Origin of the sequence: Spirosoma arboris, assembly GCF_009754945.1 — a bacterium.
GTDB classification, from domain to species: Bacteria; Bacteroidota; Bacteroidia; order Cytophagales; family Spirosomataceae; genus Spirosoma; species Spirosoma arboris.
The window spans coordinates 240,267-260,398 of record NZ_WPIN01000006.1 but is presented as its reverse complement, the minus strand read 5'-3'; the positions used below and the strand labels follow the sequence as shown (position 1 = coordinate 260,398).

Annotated in this window: 19 protein-coding genes; 14 read left to right on the top strand and 5 right to left on the bottom strand. The window is 46.4% G+C overall.

What is annotated here, in order from left to right; all coding sequences use genetic code 11:
* Positions 1-60: 60 nt before the first annotated feature.
* Together GO755_RS18130 and GO755_RS18125 are read right to left on the bottom strand one after the other, a co-directional pair.
* Positions 61-2,004 (bottom strand): histidinol-phosphatase, encoded by a 1,944-nt coding sequence (locus GO755_RS18130; RefSeq protein WP_157586606.1) that lies wholly within the window; start codon positions 2,002-2,004, stop codon positions 61-63.
* A gap of 161 nt (positions 2,005-2,165) precedes the next feature.
* Positions 2,166-2,831, bottom strand: a complete 666-nt coding sequence (locus tag GO755_RS18125; protein ID WP_157586604.1) for a hypothetical protein — start codon at positions 2,829-2,831, stop codon at positions 2,166-2,168.
* 308 nt (positions 2,832-3,139) lie between these two features.
* Here GO755_RS18125 and GO755_RS18120 point away from each other — a divergent pair, with 308 nt between their 5' ends.
* The 5 genes from GO755_RS18120 to GO755_RS18100 all read left to right on the top strand — a co-directional run bounded on the left by GO755_RS18120 (position 3,140) and on the right by GO755_RS18100 (position 9,332).
* Positions 3,140-3,937: a HipA family kinase gene (locus GO755_RS18120; protein ID WP_317165901.1), complete on the top strand. Its 798-nt coding sequence runs from the start codon at positions 3,140-3,142 to the stop codon at positions 3,935-3,937.
* Entirely contained in the window at positions 3,915-4,298 is a 384-nt protein-coding gene (locus GO755_RS18115) for a DUF3037 domain-containing protein (protein WP_157586603.1), read from the top strand. Before GO755_RS18120 ends, GO755_RS18115 begins: the two co-directional genes overlap by 23 nt.
* A 141-nt stretch (positions 4,299-4,439) precedes the next feature.
* A complete protein-coding gene (locus GO755_RS18110; RefSeq protein ID WP_157586601.1) occupies positions 4,440-5,735 on the top strand; it encodes a serine hydrolase in 1,296 nt (431 codons plus the stop codon).
* 78 nt (positions 5,736-5,813) lie between these two features.
* Positions 5,814-7,133, top strand: a complete 1,320-nt coding sequence (locus tag GO755_RS18105) for a serine hydrolase domain-containing protein (protein ID WP_157586599.1) — start codon at positions 5,814-5,816, stop codon at positions 7,131-7,133.
* 12 nt (positions 7,134-7,145) lie between these two features.
* Positions 7,146-9,332 (top strand): alpha-galactosidase, encoded by a 2,187-nt coding sequence (locus GO755_RS18100; RefSeq protein ID WP_157586598.1) that lies wholly within the window; start codon positions 7,146-7,148, stop codon positions 9,330-9,332.
* 31 nt (positions 9,333-9,363) lie between these two features.
* Here GO755_RS18100 and GO755_RS18095 read toward each other — a convergent pair whose 3' ends face one another.
* Positions 9,364-9,861, bottom strand: coding sequence for a MarR family winged helix-turn-helix transcriptional regulator (locus tag GO755_RS18095; protein WP_157586597.1), 498 nt, complete (start codon positions 9,859-9,861; stop codon positions 9,364-9,366).
* Positions 9,862-10,018: 157 nt separating this feature from the next.
* Between GO755_RS18095 and GO755_RS18090 the strand changes: the two genes are divergently transcribed.
* Complete coding sequence (locus GO755_RS18090) at positions 10,019-10,654, top strand: TMEM175 family protein (protein ID WP_157586596.1); 636 nt, start codon at positions 10,019-10,021, stop codon at positions 10,652-10,654.
* Between the two features lie 12 nt (positions 10,655-10,666).
* Positions 10,667-11,035: a VOC family protein gene (locus GO755_RS18085; protein WP_157586595.1), complete on the top strand. Its 369-nt coding sequence runs from the start codon at positions 10,667-10,669 to the stop codon at positions 11,033-11,035.
* Positions 11,036-11,229: 194 nt separating this feature from the next.
* Here the strand turns inward: GO755_RS18085 and GO755_RS18080 are convergent, their stop codons facing one another.
* Positions 11,230-13,011 carry an ABC transporter ATP-binding protein gene (locus GO755_RS18080; protein WP_317165905.1) on the bottom strand — a complete coding sequence of 594 codons (1,782 nt, stop codon included), beginning with the start codon at positions 13,009-13,011 and terminating at the stop codon, positions 11,230-11,232.
* Positions 13,012-13,286: 275 nt separating this feature from the next.
* Here GO755_RS18080 and nusB point away from each other — a divergent pair, with 275 nt between their 5' ends.
* The 7 genes from nusB to GO755_RS18045 all read left to right on the top strand — a co-directional run bounded on the left by nusB (position 13,287) and on the right by GO755_RS18045 (position 18,851).
* Complete coding sequence (gene nusB / locus GO755_RS18075) at positions 13,287-14,423, top strand: transcription antitermination factor NusB (RefSeq protein WP_157586858.1); 1,137 nt, start codon at positions 13,287-13,289, stop codon at positions 14,421-14,423.
* Between the two features lie 118 nt (positions 14,424-14,541).
* Complete coding sequence (locus GO755_RS18070; RefSeq protein WP_157586594.1) at positions 14,542-14,844, top strand: YtxH domain-containing protein; 303 nt, start codon at positions 14,542-14,544, stop codon at positions 14,842-14,844.
* A gap of 15 nt (positions 14,845-14,859) precedes the next feature.
* Positions 14,860-15,312 (top strand): DUF1573 domain-containing protein, encoded by a 453-nt coding sequence (locus tag GO755_RS18065; protein WP_157586593.1) that lies wholly within the window; start codon positions 14,860-14,862, stop codon positions 15,310-15,312.
* Between the two features lie 14 nt (positions 15,313-15,326).
* Positions 15,327-15,650: a preprotein translocase subunit YajC gene (gene yajC, locus GO755_RS18060; RefSeq protein ID WP_157586592.1), complete on the top strand. Its 324-nt coding sequence runs from the start codon at positions 15,327-15,329 to the stop codon at positions 15,648-15,650.
* Between the two features lie 82 nt (positions 15,651-15,732).
* Entirely contained in the window at positions 15,733-16,428 is a 696-nt protein-coding gene (locus GO755_RS18055; protein WP_317165900.1) for a YbbR-like domain-containing protein, read from the top strand.
* Between the two features lie 97 nt (positions 16,429-16,525).
* The gene (gene coaE, locus GO755_RS18050) at positions 16,526-17,134 is read left to right on the top strand and encodes a dephospho-CoA kinase (RefSeq protein WP_157586591.1); all 609 of its coding nucleotides are present in this window, start codon (positions 16,526-16,528) and stop codon (positions 17,132-17,134) included.
* 49 nt (positions 17,135-17,183) lie between these two features.
* A complete protein-coding gene (locus GO755_RS18045; protein WP_157586590.1) occupies positions 17,184-18,851 on the top strand; it encodes an amidase in 1,668 nt (555 codons plus the stop codon).
* A gap of 96 nt (positions 18,852-18,947) precedes the next feature.
* On the opposite strand, the gene GO755_RS18040 is transcribed toward GO755_RS18045, so the two are convergent.
* Positions 18,948-19,853, bottom strand: a complete 906-nt coding sequence (locus GO755_RS18040) for a nucleotidyltransferase family protein (protein ID WP_157586589.1) — start codon at positions 19,851-19,853, stop codon at positions 18,948-18,950.
* Positions 19,854-20,132 lie beyond the last annotated feature (279 nt).

Sequence of the window (20,132 nt, the reverse complement as noted above, 5' to 3'; positions counted from 1 at the left end):
GTGCATTTGGGATAAATTAACAATCGCCGACAGAAAAAGCCTTTAGCACATGACGTTGAGTTATTTACCAGAGTCTTTCAACAGAAAATCCCGTGCCAGCACCAGTTGATCCGTACTAATAAAATCGACGCCCGCTTCACGCAGTTTAACCCAAACAACGGGATCTTCAGGGCTTGCCCAGAGTCTCAGTTTCTTCCCTTCTTTATGCACTCGATCAACCAGTTGGCGCAGCTTTTGGAACTCATCAGCAGGTATATCGCCTTTCCCTCTCCAGCTAAGTTGGTTAGGGTACGAATCACTAATAAGGGGCATTACCGCCGAATTATAGCCCTTACCTAAATCGGCTGGGCGCCCATCCAGCGTAAGCAACCGTTCTTTGGCTTTTACAACGGTTGCCATAGGTCGATTACCCGACAAAACGACAGTAACAATACCCGTCTGATTTTTAGATTGATTTCCGGTAGTTAATACCGAACGATACCGTTGTAGAAGCTTTTCTAAGGCCAGATAAGTACTGTCCGCATTAGTTTTAGCATCAATCATAAGATAAAATGGCCCAGCATAATTTGTCAGGACTCGCCCACCATTTTGTTTTATCCGGTCAGCCAGTGGCTTCAGATACAGATTCTCAAGTGTTGACGCCGGATTTTTGAACGCAGGTCGGTCGTGGGCAACATACAATGTATCATCAATCAGGTGTACATCCGCTTCGACGCTGGCGAACCCATTGTCCAGCGCATCCCAGAGTGGTCGCGACTGCTCATAATCGTTATGGGCATGTGCGTTCGGTAAGGCAACAACACTCGCGATTGGCTGCGGTACTGGCCGCTGGGCAATGGGCTGTGTCCAGGCGGTTTCAAGATCGCCCGGCATAAATGGGTTGTATTTGGGCTTGCTGGAGATAATCTTGGCCCTGAGCAACAGGATATCATCCGTCAGCGTATAACTGGCCGAAGTATCGGCTACTTCGCGAAGTAATTCAACCTGTTGGTTGCCCTTACGAATACCGAAAAACTGAATTCGGTACGTTACGTCCGGCTCCGTTTTAACACGTACGGTAAGTATGTTTCCGGTCTGGGGCAATTGCTTTAACGTCACACCCGAGCTTATATAGAATCGGCCAGCCTCCATAGCTTCAATCAGGGCTTTGGGTGTTAAATCAGGGGCATTGACCATAACCCAACTCCGCCCTGAATTACTGAACGAAGGACCAAAAAAGTAATAATTATGGCTATCGTCAGTACCCATGCCATACATCAGCGGGCGTCCCTGTTGCAGAAAATGCAGGTTTATTTTATCCCACATCGACTCAGTGCCTTCGTGGGTACTATCCCCATAGTTGTTGACTAAATGGTGACCATTAAAGACTTCGAAGAATCGCTCATGGCGAAGCTGCATCAGGTCTTCGGCCTTGACGGCGTAATAAAAATTGGGGTGGTTAATGTGCGGGAACATGGGTTGCCCTGTCAGACGCCGTTGCGCCACCACCAGATCAATATTATTCTGCATCACATCGGCTACACTATTGCCCGGTAGCGGCCGAATGAGGTTCTTCACATTGGTGACATTGATATGAATGGGTTTACCCTGATAGCTAGTCGAAAGTTCTTCATTTTTGATTATCAAAAACTTACCAGATTCTTCAAAGTAATTTCGGTATTCGTCCAGTTTTTTAAGCCGGACTTTAAGGGAGTCATTGGGGCCTTTCTGGTACACTACCCAATCGGGGCCAAAGGTGCGCAGGTATCGCTCAAACGTTCGTCGCCGATCTTGCTGATGGGGAACGTTTACCCATTTCTCAACATCCTGCAAAATATTGTGATCCGATAGACCCACAAACTGGTAGCCATTTGCTTTATACCAGTCCATAACCATTTCTGGATAATCGTCGCCATCGCTCCAGAGCGAGTGCGTGTGCAGGTTACCTTTATACCAGTTTTGTGCCTGCGTTATAGTAGTGGCGAGGGTAAGAATAAGCAGACTTAAGCGTATCGTTCGTTGCATTGAATCGGGTGGGCGTTTAGGAAGACAATAATGCAAAAATATCGGATACCTGCCCAGATAATTAACTGCTCGTATACAGACTTAACACGTTCATAAACAAGGGCGCCACTCAGCAATAAGTGGCGCCCTTGTTTATGAATGTATAGTGTAACAACTGTCCGCTATTTCGTCGATTTATTACTGGCTATCCGTTGATCGATCAAATATGTCATTAATCGGGTGGCCGAGTCAATAACAGGTCCACCCATCGAGTCGTTTTGTAAAACATCAAATGGACCTTGTCCAAAATAAAGACCATCCGAAACCAGGAAAGTCAATTTAACCATGCCTTCGCCAGGAAACGTGGTGCGTGCCTGATCCCAGGGACCAATCCGCTTGACAACGTTAAGGCTATCAGAAAAAAGCTGCCCAACCAGCTGATTAGTTTTTTCGGTCTGGGTATCCCAAACCAGGAGACTTTCAATATGGTTGATATAGCGGCAGGTGCCGTCACTATAAGCTGCTAATACATCGAGCCCATCACCTAAGGAAACCTCAATAATGACGCCCAAAAGAGCTTTCGTATGAACAGGAAAACCTTTTGCCCGCAGCAGATTATAGGCTAGTAGCTGCTGCCTTGTTTCCAGAGTATTATCGGTCGTAATGGCCGTCAGTTCGTTAGGATCGGGATTGTCGGAAAGCAACGTATCCCATGGGTAGCCCGTAGGCTTCGTTTCTGATTTGTATAAGTCAATGGTATCACAAAATAGAAGCCCATAGATTCTATTCAAGCCTTCATTGGCATAGGGAGCGATTGAATGTTCTGGCATCAAATTGATTGAGTTCATTGTATTGTTGACATTTAGTTTTGCATGAATAAATCAGTCGATACGCCCATACTGGGTGGCTTTCCTGATTGACCGTGGCAAATATAGATGCGCCAAAGTCACTGGACTCGACCGGATTAACAACTGGTAGCAATGGGTTAATAACTAACAGGATTATCCTGTCTATTGGCTCCAGATCTGTATAAGACGATACTCATGCAGGTAGGAAGCTCTCTTCTTTTAAAAATTAGTCCTAAATTTCTCAGGCGCTTCTGCTAAGTGTAGATTTACACCGCCGAGCTAGAGAAGCTTAGAGGCCTACTTACATTGTGTCGTATACTCAACCTGATCTCCGAACTGTTAATGTGACTCGCTACGCTAAGCCGTTGCGCGAAGGTGGTTCACTACCCGCTCTTGTCGAAGCCGACGACGAGTTTTTGTACGTTCTTAAGTTTCGCGGGGCAGGACAGGGTACTAAAGCCCTGATTGCCGAGCTCATTGCGGGTGAAATTGCCCGGGCGCTTGGCCTGCGTATCCCAGAAATTGTGTTTGTCAATCTCGATGAAGCCTTTGGCCGCACAGAGCCTGACGAAGAAATTCAGGATTTGCTGCGGGCCAGTGAGGGCCTAAATCTTGGACTTCATTACCTGTCTGGGTCTATCACATTCGATCCAATTCTAAATCATGTCGATGCCCGGTTAGCATCGAAGATTGTCTGGTTAGATGCCTTCGTGATGAACGTGGATCGCACTGCCCGTAATACGAATATGCTCATGTGGCATAAAGAATTATGGCTAATTGACCACGGTGCATCGTTGTATGTGCATCATACAGGACCCACATGGCCAGAGCAAAGTAGACGACCATTCGTCCAGATCAAAGACCATGTGTTGCTGCCACAGGCTACCGAACTCGATGCCGTCGATAGTGAATTTCATCAGTTACTTACCCCCGATCACATTCAGGGCATTGTGTCATTAGTGCCCGATGAATGGTTACTAAATAATGGCGTATCGGAGTCAGTTTCTGAACAACGAGCGGTGTACGCCCAGTTTTTAACGGATCGACTGGCTTCATCAGAAATTTTTGTTAACGCAGCTAAAGATGCCAGAAATGCACTTGTTTGAGTACGCCGTCATCCGGGTTATGCCGCGCGTTGATCGGGAAGAATTTCTGAACGTTGGCGTTATTGTTTATTGCCGCTCACAGGGCTTTTTGCAAACGAAATTCGCGTTGAACGAACCTCGTCTTCGCGCCTTTTCGGCGGAGTTAGATATGCAGGAACTGGCCGACAGGTTAAGTGCTTTCGAGCGAATTTGTGCAGGCCGTGCACAAGGTGGTACCATTGGCAAGCTCCCAATAGCTGAGCGTTTTCGATGGCTCACGGCCACACGTAGCACGGTTGTACAAACATCACCAGTTCACCCTGGCTTGTGTGTTGATGCGGGCGAAACGCTGGCGCGACTTTTTGCTCAATTGGTTTTGTAGTTTTTGTCATTCCGACGAAAGGAGGAATCTCAAAATTCCCTGTTAATCAGGCGCTTGAATTAATAGGAGACTTAAGATTCCTCCTTTCGTCGGAATGACAAAAATGAATCCTTAAGTAGCCTTGAAATCGTTTTAGTAGCTATGCAACAACGTGTAATCTTTCATATCGGCCTTCTATTCATTTGTATTTCAGTTAGTCACGGCCAATCCCGTACCGATGCGTTCCTGACTAATTTATTTTCCAGGAATCAGAGTCCGATTTTTCAGGAAGTCATCAAGCATCCAGACACGTATCGGCTGCAAATTATTTATACCCAAATTAATCGAGACAAGGCGAATGTGCCTTCGTTCACGAATTATTATTTCCATGTCGATAGCACCGAATATTTCAATCCGGCCTCTACGGTTAAATTGCCGTTAGCGCTGCTATCGCTCGAAAAACTAAACAGGTTGAACAAGCCCAACGTGACCAAGTTCACGTCCATGCAATTCGACAGTGCATACAGTAAGCAAACCAAAGAATGGACCGATAAGACGGCACAGAATGGGTATCCGTCAATAGTTCACCTTATCAGAAAGGCCTTTCTGGTGAGCGAAAATGACCCGTACAGCCGCATGTATGAGTTTGTAGGGCAGAGCGAAATCAACCGGTCGCTCCATGCGAAGGGATATCTGGACACGCGCATTACCCACCGATTCGTACGCATGACCAACGATGAAAATCGGCATACAAACCCTGTTCGGTTTATCCAGGATGATGGCAAACTAATTTACACCCAACCGGCAGCTTATAACGAAGATCCGTTTGATTTCCGACGCGTGGCCAAACTCGGAAAAGGGTATTATGTGAGAGATAGCCTGGTGCATCAGCCCTTTGACTTCACCGAACGCAATAAATTTCCGCTCGAAGCTTTTCAGCAAATTCTCCAGTCGGTTATGTTTCCAATGTCGGTTTCGGCAAAGCAACGGTTCAATTTAACAAAGGATGATTACCGATTTTTGTACCAATATTTATCGCAATATCCCAGCGAAACCAATTACCCTAAATACGACGCCAAACAGTATTACGATAGCTACGTAAAATTCTTTTTTATGGATAGTTTGCATCACCAGATGCCAGAGGGGATTCGGGTATTTAATAAAGTGGGCTGGGCCTATGGATTTCTGACCGATGCGTCGTACATAGTCGATTTCAACAACAAAATCGAGTACATGCTAACGGCTACGGTATACGTAAACAGCGACGGCATTCTGAACGACGACAAATATGACTTTGATAGTATAGGTCATCCATTTTTATACCAGCTAGGTCAAACAATTTACCAATATGAATTGAAACGGAAACGCCCATTTACTCCTGATTTGAACGTCTTTCGGATACCGTACGAGAAACGCATCAATGATGCGAGGCCGGTTGTTAAAGATGTTGATAATTGAGAGACGCGATAGCGCGAACGAAGACGTTCGCGCTATCATAACTTTACACACATTATCCTAAATCAAACCCTAAATTCTATGACGTTACTAACCACAATTCGAGCAGTGGTGCTTGTTGCGCTCACCACAATCTCCCTGCATGCGCAAACCGGCACCAAACAAAACCCTCCGTTATTAACCGTAGCCTCTCCCGAATCGGCCGGATTTTACCCCGAACGGCTCAACCGACTCGACGGACTTATCCAGTCGTACATCGACAAAGGAGCGTTTCCGGGTGTGGCAGCAATTGTGGTGAAAGACGGTAAAATCGTGTACCATAAATCGTTTGGCAAATCGGATCTTGAATCCAGCAAACCGCTGGCCAAGGATGCCATTTTTCGAATTGCCTCCATGACCAAAGCCGTTACCTCATTAGCGGTTATGATGCTGCACGAAGAAGGTAAAATCCTGCTCGATGATCCCATTAGTAAATATATTCCCGAGTTCGCCAAGCCTGTTGTTCTCGACAAATTCAACGAGAAAGATAGCACTTACACCACTATTCCGGCCAAACGGGAAATTACGATTCGTCACCTGTTAACGCACATGTCGGGGCTGAATTACAATGTCATCGCCAGCGATCCCCGTATGCGGGCCATTTACACGAAAGCCGGTGGTATTCCCGACGCTTTCGTTACCGATAATATCAAACTTGGCGATATGGTGAAGAAATTAGCTAAGCAACCGCTCAATCATCAACCCGGCGAAAAATGGACGTATGGACTAAGCATTGATGTACTCGGCTATTTGGTGGAAGTGGTATCAGGCCAATCGCTGGCGGAGTTTTTCCAGAAGCGAATTTTTGAACCGCTGGGTATGAAAGACACGTATTTCTATTTGCCCGATGCCAAAAAAGATCGCTTAGTGGCGCTTTATTCAGAAGATAAGGACAAAAAGCTGATTAAAACCGCTACTATCAAAACACTCCCGGTCGATCCTGATTACCCAATTATGGGCGCAAAAACGTACTACTCCGGCGGTGGCGGCTTATCCAGCACAGCCTATGATTACGCCATTTTTCTGCAAATGCTCCTCAACGACGGGGTTTATAATGGAAAGCGATTCCTGAGTCGAAAAGGGATCGAGTTGTTTACGAACTCGAACCAAACCGGCACACTGTTTCCTGAGCCCGGCAACTATTTCAGTTTGGGCTTTCGGGTAATTGGCGAACAGGGCCACGCAAATGATCTGAATAGCGTGGGGACGTTTGCCTGGGGTGGCGCTTTCAGCACACATTACATCGCCGATCCAAAAGAAAAAATTAGCGTCGTTCTGATGAAACAAATGTGGGGCACAACTTACGGCGGTGAGCTCGACAAAAAGTTTGACGTATTGGTGTATCAGGCACTGGATGAATAGATCATTTTTTCGATGGGCCGTTTACACTACTTACTCCTTTGCTGGTTCCTGACGCACAGCGCGTTTCCGCAAACACAATCACTCCCTCTTTATCAACCTACTTCCTTTAAGCAGGATTGGCTGATTGCGCCCGTTCTACAGAAAGCAGGTGTCTTTCAGACCAACAATGGCAAAGAGCTCGTATTAGCGAATGGATTGATCAGTCGCCGATTTCGAATTAGTCCCAATCTGGCCACAGTCGATTACCAGAATCTGTCGACCAATGAGCAGTTTGTTCGATCTGTCAGACCCGAAGCGGTGGTTGTTCTTAATGGCAAACCGTATAATATTGGCGGCTTGCAGGGGCAGAAAGAACACGCTTACCTGCGTGAAGAGTGGCTTGATGGACTAACTGCAAACCCGGCTGATTTCCAGTTTAAGACAATCACGGTTTCGCCCGTAAAGCCCTACGTTAACTGGAAATCGCGTACCTGGACTATGAATCGAAATCAAGCTGGCGGTAAGGAAGTAACGCTGGCATTCACGTCCAATCTGCCTGAATTGCAAGGCGTGGAAGTAGCTGTTCATTATGCACTTTACGATGGTATTCCAACGCTTTGTAAATGGGTAACGATTCAAAACAAAAGTTCGAAAACACATCATATTAATCAGGTTATCAACGAGATACTGGCAACACCAGAAGAGGAATCGGCGGTGGTAGGAAAGCCTGAGCAGATGAAGAAACCCCAGCGTATTTATATCGAAAACAACTTTGCATTCAACAATGCAATGCGCTACGATTTATCTGATCAGGCAACGCACTGGAAAACCGATTCACTGTATACGTCGCAGGTAAATTACAACTACGAAACGCCCTGTTTGCTGGAAGTGTATCCAACCCTTGGCGTCGGCGTTGACCTGGAATCGTCACAAACGTACACGTCAATACGCACCTATGAACTGCTCTCGGACTCCTACGACCGCGAACGCAACGGTCTTGCCCGTCGGCGGTTTTATGCGACCGTTACGCCCTGGACAACGCAGAATCCTATTTTCATGCACCTGGTCAGCACCGATCCGGCAACGGTAAAAAACGTAATTGATCAATGTGCCGAAACGGGGTATGAGATGGTGATTCTGAGCTTTGGCAGCGGACTGAATATGGAAGATGCCAGCGATGCGAACATCCAGAAATTCAAGGCACTGGCTGATTATGCCCATAGTAAAAGAATTCTACTGGGCGGTTATTCGCTGTTCAGCAGCCGACGGATCGATGATGAAACCGACGTTATTGACCCAAAAACTGGTTTACCTGATAAAGGGGCGTTTTTCGGTCACGCACCCTGTTTAGCCAGTCAGTGGGGCATCAATTACCTGAATAGTCTAAAGAAGTTCATCACTGAAACAGGTTTCGATTTACTTGAACATGATGGCCCTTACCCTGGTGATGTCTGTGCCTCTACGAAGCATCCGGGCCATAAAGGACTGGACGATTCGCAGTGGGTACAGATGGAAATGCAGAAAGGATTTTACCGATTTCTGAATGAAAAAGGTGTGTATATCAATGCGCCTGACTGGTATTTCATGGATGGCACCAATAAGATTGCACTAGGGTATCGGGAGGTTAATTTTTCACTGTCGCGCGACCAGCAGAAACTACTGAATCGGCAAAATATTTATGACGGTACCTGGGAGAAAACGCCCGCTATGGGTTGGGGATTTGTACCGCTCACCAAATACCAGGGTGGTGGCCCCGAAGCTGTACTAGAGCCCCTCAGCGAACACCTGACCGATTATGAGCAACTTATGATGCAATATTACGGAGCTGGTATTCAGGCCTGTTACCGAGGTCCTCGGCTATACGATACCGAAGCAACGAAACAGGCCGTTCAGCGTGTGATTAGTTGGTACAAGAAATACCGCCCGATTCTAAACTCTGATCTCATCCACCTTCGCCGACCCGACGGTCGCGATTGGGATGGCATTCTACATGTTAATCCTACGAAGAAGGAAAAAGGACTGGTGATGCTCTTTAATCCGCTGAAAACAAAAATCACTCGGACTATTAAACTCCCTCTTTATTACACTGGGCTTCGCGAAACAGCGATGATTCGACAAGGTGAAGGCAAGCCCAAATCGTACAAACTGAATCGGAATTATGAAGTGGAGATTTCAGTAGAAATTGAGCCAGAGAGTTACGGCTGGTGGGTTATTGAGTAATAGAGTTGATGTAAGTTGATTGTTAACTCTATTACTCATCCTCCTCAGGTTGATTCAGCGATTCGTGATAAGCAACTATTTGATAAAGCACCTCTACGGCAATCGCGAAATTTTCCTCACCCACTAATTCCTTATACGTATCTGTAAGTTTTTCCTGTTGGCGTTTCGCTATTAGTAACAACTTTTTACCTTCATCGGTCAAGGTAATTTTAGAGCTACGCCCGTCGCGTTTGCTCTTTTCCGTATTAATTAGTCCTTCAGCTTCCAACTCTTTCACCGTTCGACTCATGGCCTGTTTAGGCTGCATGGCTCGTTTTGCCAATTCCTGATTCGTAATGCCGTTCAGGCTGATGTTGGTCAGAAATTTCATGAACGATGTTTTGAAGGGCATATCTGTTGATGCGCTCATCGCACGTTGCATCCAGCCATCTGTTAGTCGTTTTGTAACAGCAATCAACCGGACCCAATTGCGCTCGTTATTCTGCATGTAGTCAGTTAACTCCGCCAGGATAGCCTTCTTTTTCTTCATACTTACTTCGTTCCAAATTGGACACTAATTTTACAAACAAATATAGTCATCAATTATGACTAATTAGTCAACAATAGAGACTATATTTGTACTAATAATAATAACGCTGATTAAAAGAGCAATAGTATTTAGCTAATCACTCCATCTTTCATAACACATGGATAAGTCTGCTAATCGACCCAAAGAGAAGGATTTAAACCTCGATAGGATCGTCTTTTTCAGCGATGCCGTTGTGGCGATCGCCATTACCTTATTGGTACTTGACTTAAAGCTTGATATAGCTGGCTCGCAAACCGTTCGTTGGGCTGACATTGGCAAATTGTTACCTCAGTTTGCGGCATTTTTACTCTCATTCATTCTTGTAGCGCTATTCTGGATCATACATAATCAAATATTCCGCTACATAAAGCGAGTGGATGAAAGGCTGGTATGGATAAATATCTCCTGGTTATTTTTCATTGCCCTTCTCCCCTTTTCAGCATCGTTGCTAAGCGCTCATTTCGGGGAACGGGTTGCTACGATGGTGTACGTACTCAATACACTGGGGATTACCGCCTGTCAGAATTTTATTTGGGATTATGTGGCGGTAAGGCCTGACTATCTGGATGGAGAAATCCCCGAAAGGCAGGTTAAAATCTATCAAATTTATTTTAACGTGGGCATGGTTAATGGGTTAATTGCCATTGTCTTTACTTTTTTTGCGCCCACCCTTGCGTTCTTTATTCTTTTCACCCGACCCATGATGATGGCAATCTATCGGCGCTTAGCATTGCCCCGTCGCCTTAAACGATAACCCTATATACAAATGGCACTCAAGCATTTAAATTTAGCCGTGTCCGATGTGGCACAAACAGTATCTTTTTTTGAGACATACTTTGGCTTTCACACTGACGAAGTAAAAGGCGATAATATTATCGCTATTCTGGAAGATAAAGACGGCTTTATCCTGTCTATCAGTAATTTCAAGAAAGACGTAATTCCTCAATACCCAACCGACTTTCACGTTGGCTTTGTGCAGGAGTCACCCGAAAAGGTCATCGAAATTTATCAGATCATGAAAGCCAATGGCATCGACGTTGGTAAAGAACCCCACAACTACGGTGGGCGTGGTACCTATTCGTTTTACGTGACCGCCCCCGGAGGTTTTCTGATTGAAGTATTGTGTGTGATTTGACATTTTACTCTTTACTCAATCGCAAAATATACACCAAACGAGCGGACGTTTTCGAGTGAAATGCTCTTGAACCAGACGCGGGGATTTTCCGTAGCCATACTTGTATAACCTAAAAACAATAAGGGCGAAGATACCAAAATATCCCCGCCCAATCGAAAATCGTAACGTGATTGCCCGCCAGCCGTAACCCCACTTTACACTTCTTCCGTCTGCAACTGCTTCTCGTACAGTTCGCGATAGGCACCGTTTTTGGCGAGTAGTTCTTCATGCGTGCCCTGCTCAATGATTTCGCCTTCGTCCAACATAATAATGAAGTCGGCTAGTTTTGCGGAGGAGACACGGTGCGAAATCACAACCGAAGTGCGGTCGGCCATGATGCGCTGGAGGTTGTTCAGGATGATGTTTTCGGTGTTGGTATCTACTGCCGATAAACAGTCATCAAGGATCAGAATTTTAGGATCGCGGGCGATTGCGCGGGCGATGCTCAGGCGTTGCTTCTGACCGCCCGATAATGTGACACCACGCTCGCCCACGCGAGTTTCAAATTGCTCCGGGAAATCGAGCACATTCTGATACAAATCAGCATCACGAATGGCCTGATCGACGCGTTCCTGTGGCAGGTCAGGTTTACCAAAGCGAACGTTGTTGCTTATGGTTTCAGAGAACAGGAATACGTCCTGCGGCACATAGCCCATTTGCTCCCGCAATGAGGTCAGGTTGTAATCTTTGATCGGAATTCCATCAATCAGAATCTCGCCAAAGGTCACGTCGTACATTCGTGTTAGCAAGTTCGCCAGTGTACTTTTACCCGAACCAGTTGTTCCGAGAATAGCGACTGTTTCTCCCGCCCGAACGCGCATCGAGAATTCTTTGATGGCAATAATGCCCGAATCAGGATACACAAACCGAACCTTCCTGAACTCGATATCGCCCTGAATCGTGTGGCTGATATTCTTCTGTGAGACAATGTCGGTTTTGATGCTTAGGAATTCGTTAATGCGTTGTTGAGAAGCAGCAGCCCGTTGGGTTTGGCTCGTAGTCCAGCCCAGCGCCATCACGGGCCACGTCAGCATGTTTACGTACAGAATGAATTCCGTAATGTTGCCGGGCGTGAGCCGCCCAGCTATAATTTCCTGGCCGCCGACGAAAATAACCAGTACATTACTCAGTCCGACCAGAATGGCCACGATCGGAAAAAATAACGAGTCAACCCGCGTTAAACTCAGCGACTTGTTTCGATATTCATCGCTCTCAATCTCAAACTTAGCCGCCGAATTATTCTCCTGCACAAACGCCTTCAGCACGCGAATCCCCGAAAAAGCTTCCTGCACATACGTCGACAGTCGCGACAAAGACCGCTGAATTTCTTCTGACCGTCGAATGATAATATTGTTGACAATATAAATGGCAACCGACAGAATTGGCAACGGCAGCAGCACATACAACGACAGCCGGGCGTTGATGCTGACCATGTAGCTAATGACCAGAATAAACAGTACAATCAGGTTCAGGCCATACATGATACTCGGCCCAACATACATTCTGACCTTGCTGACATCTTCCGAAATCCGGGCCATTAAATCGCCGGTATTGTGCTGGCGATAGAAGCTAAGCGGTAGGGTTTGATAGTGGTCGTAAATCTCGTTTTTGAGGTCGTATTCAACGTGCCTGGACATGACAATGAGGGTCTGTCGAACCAGGAACAGAAAGAACCCTTTCAGCAACGCAAGGACGAGCGTCAGGACACCAAATAGCAAAATACTAAGTGCAAACACCTCATAGAGACCTGATTGCAAAGGTGATTTATCGTAGAGGTAATAGACATCCAGCGTTTCACGAACCAGATCAAGAGCGTACCGCACCAATTGTGCAGGAAAAATGCCAAAGAGATTGGAAATGGCCGTAAAAGCCGTTCCCAAAATCAGGTACCATTTATACTTTAGGAGGTATTTATTAAGATAGGAAAGTGCTTTCACAGGATAACCAACAGCGTTTTGTTCGTAACGGCAGGGGTTGGCGAAAAGTTGCAGAATGGCAAGGTGCAGGAAGCGCAGAGCAGGAGTAATGAGTGCAAAAATTAGCACTCTGATTACCTCCCCTGCTCCATGCTCTTCGCTCCATGTCAATTTCCCGCTTGCCTTTTTACGAAGAAATCCGTATTTTTGCACCCGATTTCAAAACAGTTCTTTTCTTACCGGTAGATTTTAGACTTAGGCGGATGCTCAACAGGCGACTACTCCGAATAAAGGTCATGCAGGCGTTGTACGCCCTGAAGCAGGCCGAATTTTCAAATCAGCAAATGGCCCTCGATGGCATTAATGATCTCTTCCAACCCGACCTAAACTCGATGCTGCCGCAGGACAAGCGGCAACTCGAAGGCTACCGAAAACTCGCCAGTCTGCTTTTTGAGGAGGCTATCAAGACCAACCAACCCGCCAAGGACGACGACGCCCCGAACAAGGTGCTTAAAGCCGCCAATGATGGATTCATCTTCTATCAGGTTCGGGCGAAGAAAGATCGTCAGCATCTCGCCCAAATGTTGTTGAAGCAGGTAAATGGCATTTACGACGACTATTTACGCGTGATGGCGTTACTCATTGAACTTGGTCACGCAGCCAGTATTGACAGCGAACGCAAATACCGCGATGTTGACGAAACTCCGTTTCCATTCGAATCAACACTCAATGATAACACGGTTGTGCAGGCGCTAGCCGGACACCAGCCACTCAAAAATGAAGTCCTTCGACATGGCATTTCATGGACCGAAGACCTTGGTTTTGTTCGGAAGGCACTCCGAGAAGTATTGAAAGCCGATGAGACTTACCGAGCCTATTGCGAACAAAAAACGCACACAGCAGATGAAGATCAGGCATTGGCACAATACGTGCTGCGTACACTAATATTCAAACATGAAACCATTCGCGATCACCTGGCCGAAATCGACCTGAGTTGGGCAGAAAACAGTGAAGTGGTTCGTGGGTTAGCTATTCGAACGATTAAATCGGCGCAAAGTCCAACAGGTTTACAGCTTGAGCCACTTACCGATGATTGGGAAGAAGACGAATTATTTCTCAATACCCTGTTTGATAAGTCAATGGAAAACGACGCTGATTATGAGCAATTACTAGCCGATCAGCTTCAAAATTGGGATGTTGAACGAGTAGCTATGCTCGATAAAATAATTTTAAAACTGGCGGTTTGTGAGTTACTCAGTTTTCCAAACATTCCAGTTAAAGTAACGATTAATGAATATATCGAACTGGCAAAGGCGTACAGTACGCCTAAAAGCGGTAAGTTTGTCAATGGAATATTAGATAACCTATCTGAGAAGTTGCAAGCCTCAGGTCGTCTGCGGAAAAGTGGACGAGGGTTATTGGACAATAAATAGCGTTATAAAGTCGTAAAGTTGTAAGGTTGTAAAACGGTCCGCCGTTGCGGTTGGTATAGTTAGCTCCCTTTTAAACTATATAACTCTATAACTCTACAACTTTATAACTTTAAATACAATGAGCAGAATTGGCCGTGATTTAACCTTTTTGCTAACCGGTATTGCCGCCGGTTCCCTGTTTGGATTGCTGTATGCGCCCGATAAGGGTAAAATTACCCGTGATCGACTCTCTTTCCGGTTATCGAAATATAGAGAGCAGATTAATCTGTTGCTCGAAGACTTAGGCAACTCAGGCGAGCAGCCCGAAAATTCATCGAAGAACGAAGGTCAGCGTGTTGTAAATGATGCCCGTGAAAAAGCAGAGCGCTTACTCGAAGATGTAGATCGACTGATGGCGCAGATTAAGCAACAGAACACATAATAAGTTTCGTTAAAAATGCATCTCAGAAATTGGCTACTCATAACAGCCCTGGCTGGCATTGGTTTTGGTCAGATCAGCTGCGACAATCGGCAACAGGGGAAAGAGTCGAAAGCAGTTGCCTCCGAAAAGATGCCTAAAATCACATTTGCCGAAAAAGGCATTTACGATTTTGGCGCACTCACCGAAGGCGATACAGTTGAACACACATTCGCTTTTACAAATACAGGCGAATTCCCACTGATTATTAATAACATCACTGCTTCCTGCGGCTGCACTACGCCCGAATGGCCTCATGAACCCGTGGCTCCTGGCGCAAAATCGTCGGTGCGAGTACGCTTTAATAGCCGGGGCAAAAGTGGTGAACAGAGCAAAACCATCACCATCTTTGCCAACACAGAACCAGCCATGACCGATCTTCACTTCAAAGCAATAGTGAACCCGAAAGCTGATTCTGTCAAAAACTCATAATACCACCAAGAACTATGTATTCTATTTTATTACAGGGCCTAGCCGGTTCCAACACATCCATGATTTACAATGTGCTGCTGTGGGTAGGCATCATTGGTATTTTTTACTTCTTCATGATTCGCCCGCAACAGAAAAAGCAGAAGGATCAGAAGAGTTTTGTTGACAATCTCAAGAAAGGCGATAGTGTAGTAACCATCGGTGGATTACACGGAAAAATTGCGGCCGTAGAAGGCACAACGGTTGTACTGGAAGTGGATCGGGGTGTTAAAATGACGTTTGAAAAAACATCTATCTCACGCGAAGCAACTGTAAAGCCAGCCGAAGACGAGAAAAAGTAATTTTGTCCACTAAGTGGGGTAAGTGTAGTAAGTCGGGTTGATACTCACTTCACTTACTACACTCATTTCACTGCCCTCCTTCGTGAACTCCCACGCCCCAAACGTCCGCTCGTTTCAGCCCACGAAGGCTCTGTTGTGTCTGGTAGCAGCCACACTATTCTGGTTTTTAAGCGCGCTTAACAAACCAGGCTATACCCTGAATGTCGAATATCCAGTGCGATTTGTGTATGATGACTCGCTATTCGTCCCGACTACACCGTTACCTAAAACTGTGCGCGTCAATGTGTCTAGCGATGGTTGGGGTTTGCTTCGTCATGCCTGGATACCTTTCCGGGTCGATCCGGTAACCTATGTCGTCCATGATCCGCTTCAGGCATCGGTCATTAATACGTCATCCTTAACAGCTGCACTGGCCGAACACATCAAAAAGCTACATGTTAATTACGTAGTCGCCGATAAGCTCGATATTCACTTCGATCGGCGTATGACTAAAACGATTCAATTAGTCGCTGATAGCCTCCATATTAACATGGCCCCACGCTTTGTGGTAACAAGCGTAATCAACCTGACTCCCCATACTATTCAGGTTGATGGTCCAGAAAAATTAGTACGCGGCTTACCTGATACGCTACTCGTGAAAATTCCGCGCAAACGCATTGCCGATAACTACGACGACGAAATTCCGCTCAATCATCTACGTCATCCACTCCTGCATACCAGTGCAGACCGCGTGGCAGTTAGTTTTGAAGTAGGAGAGTTGTTGTCACCAGTTAAATAGGTCAAGTGGGTGGAATGAGTTAAGTGAGTGGAATAGGTTCACTAGTTTTAACCTCACTTCACTACTCTACTCACTCCACTAAATCCGCTTCCTACAAATGAAAGCTCCTCTCCAAATTGGCGTAACCGGTGGTATTGGTTCAGGTAAAAGTGTTGTTTGTCAGGTATTTCAGACGTTGGGAGCTCCCGTCTATGAAGCCGATGAGCGGGCCAAATGGCTCACAGAACACGACCCTATTCTAAAGGCCGATATTAAACGGGTGCTGGGCTCAAATGCCTACGACGCACTTGGACATTACAATCGTGCGTGGGTGGCCTCTCAGGTATTTGCCAACCCTGAACTCCTGGCCGCACTCAACGGCGTTATCCACCCGCGCGTATTTGCTGACACAGAGGCCTGGGTAAATCAACAACTTGGAAAGCCCTACGTAATTAAGGAAGCCGCGCTCATGAAAGCTGCCGGAGATAATAATACGCTTGATAAAGTCATCGTGGTGCGAGCCCCCATAACGCTACGTATCGAACGCATTCGCCACCGCGACCCTCACCGCTCCGAAGCCGAAATTCGGAATATTATTGCCCGTCAGATAAGCGACGAAGACCGGCTTTTGCTCGCCGACTATGTTCTCGACAACGACGAAAGTCAATTGCTGTTACCTCAGATTGTTCGACTACACGAGGATTTTTTGCGCCAATGGGCCAATTAATGCCGTTATCGCTGTAATTTGGGCTATCACTCATCAATAGCCCAATCGAATGAAACAACGGTTACTCCTCTTTTCCTGCTGCATCGGTAGCTTTCTATTCGGTGCATTCATCACCAACGACGATCCTAAAAAGCCGCTAACTTCCGAGATGGTTGAGGTAGCCGCACGCGTATTTGACCTGGAGTTTAGTCCTGCCGAACGTGATTCTATGCTCGGTAATCTGAATAACGCCCGCACGAATTATGAAGCGTTGCGCAAAATCGACTTGCCCAACAATGTCGCGCCAGCTCTCTATTTTAATCCCCTTCCGGCTGGTTTCGTTATGCCCACAGGGCCGTCTTCATTCAAGGAATCAGCTCCGGGTAAGGTTACTCTTCCTGTCAATCGCGATGAATTGGCGTTCTATACCGTTGGGCAGTTGGGTCAATTAATTCGAACCAAACAGATTTCATCAGTCGAGCTCACGCAGTTTTTCTTGAATCGCCTTAAAACATACGACCCTAAATTACACTGTGTCATCACATTAACCGAAGACTTAGCTCTGAGTCAGGCCAAACGCGCCGACGACGAATTGAAAGCAGGGAAGTATCGGGGGCCATTGCATGGAATTCCTTATGGTGCAAAAGATTTGCTGGCAAAAAAAGGCTACAAAACAACCTGGGGCGCTACGCCATATAAAGACCAGACGCTGGATATGGATGCCACTGTCATTCAACGGCTTGAAAAAGCTGGGGCTGTATTGTGCGGCAAAATGACCCTAGGTGCCTTAGCGATGGGTGATGTTTGGTATGGTGGCATGACGCGCAATCCCTGGAATACAAACAACGGTTCCAGCGGTTCGTCGGCAGGCTCGGCATCGAGCGTATCGGCGGGATTGTTACCCTTCGCTATCGGCACAGAAACAATGGGCTCTATCGTCTCGCCATCCACAATTTGCGGTACCACGGGTCTTCGTCCGACGTTTGGCCGGGTGAGTCGGCATGGGGCTATGGCGTTGAGCTGGAGCATGGATAAAATTGGGCCAATTACTCGATCAGTGGAAGATTGTGCATTGGTTTTCAATGCCATCTACGGCCCTGATGGTAATGATCCAACCGTCATGGCGGCTCCGTTCCGCTACGCACCGCTTACGTCGCTAAAAGGGATGCGTATTGGCTACGTCAAAAAAGGATTTGAAAGCAACTATCCTAATCGCGCCAACGACTCGCTCACGCTTCAAACCCTGCGTACGCTGGGTGCGGAATTGGTGCCATTCGATTTACCAACGGGTGTTCCGGCTGGTCGGATTTCGTTCCTGCTAACAGTGGAAGCGGCAGCTGCTTTTGACGAGTTAACCCGTTCGGGACGCGACGACCTGCTGACAAGTCAGGGAAGAGGTGCCTGGCCAAATGCTTTCCGTTCGTCGCGGTTCGTTCCGGCAGTGGAGTATATCCAGGCGAACCGCGCCCGCACCAAGCTCATCAATGAGATGGACGCTCAGTTAAAAGCGGCAAAGATCGATGTCTATGTATCACCTGCTTATGCGGGTGGCAACCTGACAATAACGAACCTCACGGGCCATCCCTGTGTCGTTTTACCCAACGGATTCTCGAAGCAAAATCTGCCCACCAGCATCACGTTTATGGGCCAATTATTTGAGGAAGGGAAAGTGTTGGCCGTTGCCAAAGCGTATCAGGACGCCACCGAATGGAACAAAAAACACCCCACTCTTCAGTAGAATTAGCCATATACATAAAGGCCGCTTCGTCAGATTGACAAAGCGGCCTTTATTTTTCCTGATGACGCAAGGTTCCAGCCTTGCGCCATCAGTTTCTTACCACAATTTCTCTGGGTACGCACTCTCATCGTGCAACTGCTTCAGCGCAGCCTGAACGGTTGGTTTATCGTCTGGGTAGGTTACACCAAACCAGGCCGAGCGGCTACGGAATACTTTGCAATGCCCCGTATCGGTTTCGATAAGGTTCGTCATAACCGTTGGAATATAAAACTCCGCTTTTGGCGAGTCGATATTGGCGATAGCATAACTTTCAAACTGATGGAGTACTAACGGAAACACCGTTGGTTTGAAGCCCCAGAAGTTCATGGAAACCGGTGTATCTGGCGACAAGGGAGTTAAATTCCCGCCTTCTTCAAAGACAATCTTTTTGCCATTTGTTTCCTCTTCATAAATTTTGGTACGCTCGATAACTGAAATCAAATTACCGTTTTCAGCCACCTCGCAAACGCCCCGCGACACTGAGCCATTTTCTGAGAGGGTATTTTTCACTTCATAGCCAACCATCGCATGGAGCTGGTCATCGGTGTCGGTTGTCAGGAAATCGCTTATCAATTGAAACGCTTCCAAACCGTAAAAATCATCGGCGTTAATGACAGCGAAGGGAGTTGTCGTATGTTTTTTGGCACATAACATGGCGTGCCCTGTACCCCAGGGTTTGGTACGTTTTACGGGACCTAACTCGGCTGGCACATAGGAATCAAGTGCCTGAATCGCGTAATCGATCTCAATTTTCCCGGCTAATTTCTTGCCAAAAACCTCTTCAAAATCGTGCCGAAGCTCTTCCCGAATGATAAACACAACCTTGCCGAAACCAGCCCGAATCGCGTCGAAAAGTGAATAATCTATAATGGTTTCCCCATTTGGCCCGAACTGGTCGAGCTGTTTAATACCACCATAGCGGCTGCCCATACCAGCTGCCAGAATCAAAAGCGTAGGTTGCATTTTTTCAGTTGTTAGGAATCAAACCTATAAGATTTTCGAGGCTACTACAGCGACCCGGCTTATAGGCCATACTCAATCGTCTCGCCAAAATTAGGAAAAAGGGGTGGTCTCTGCTATCGAAACCATGACGGATACCATTTTATCACTTTTAACACATTTTAATAAAATAATTTCTAAACAATATACCATTTTCATTAGTTGTCGTTATAATTGTACGCTAAACAATAGTTGTCTTAGCAATTAATCGAATTTCACATAAAAACAGCGGCTTTTCTTATT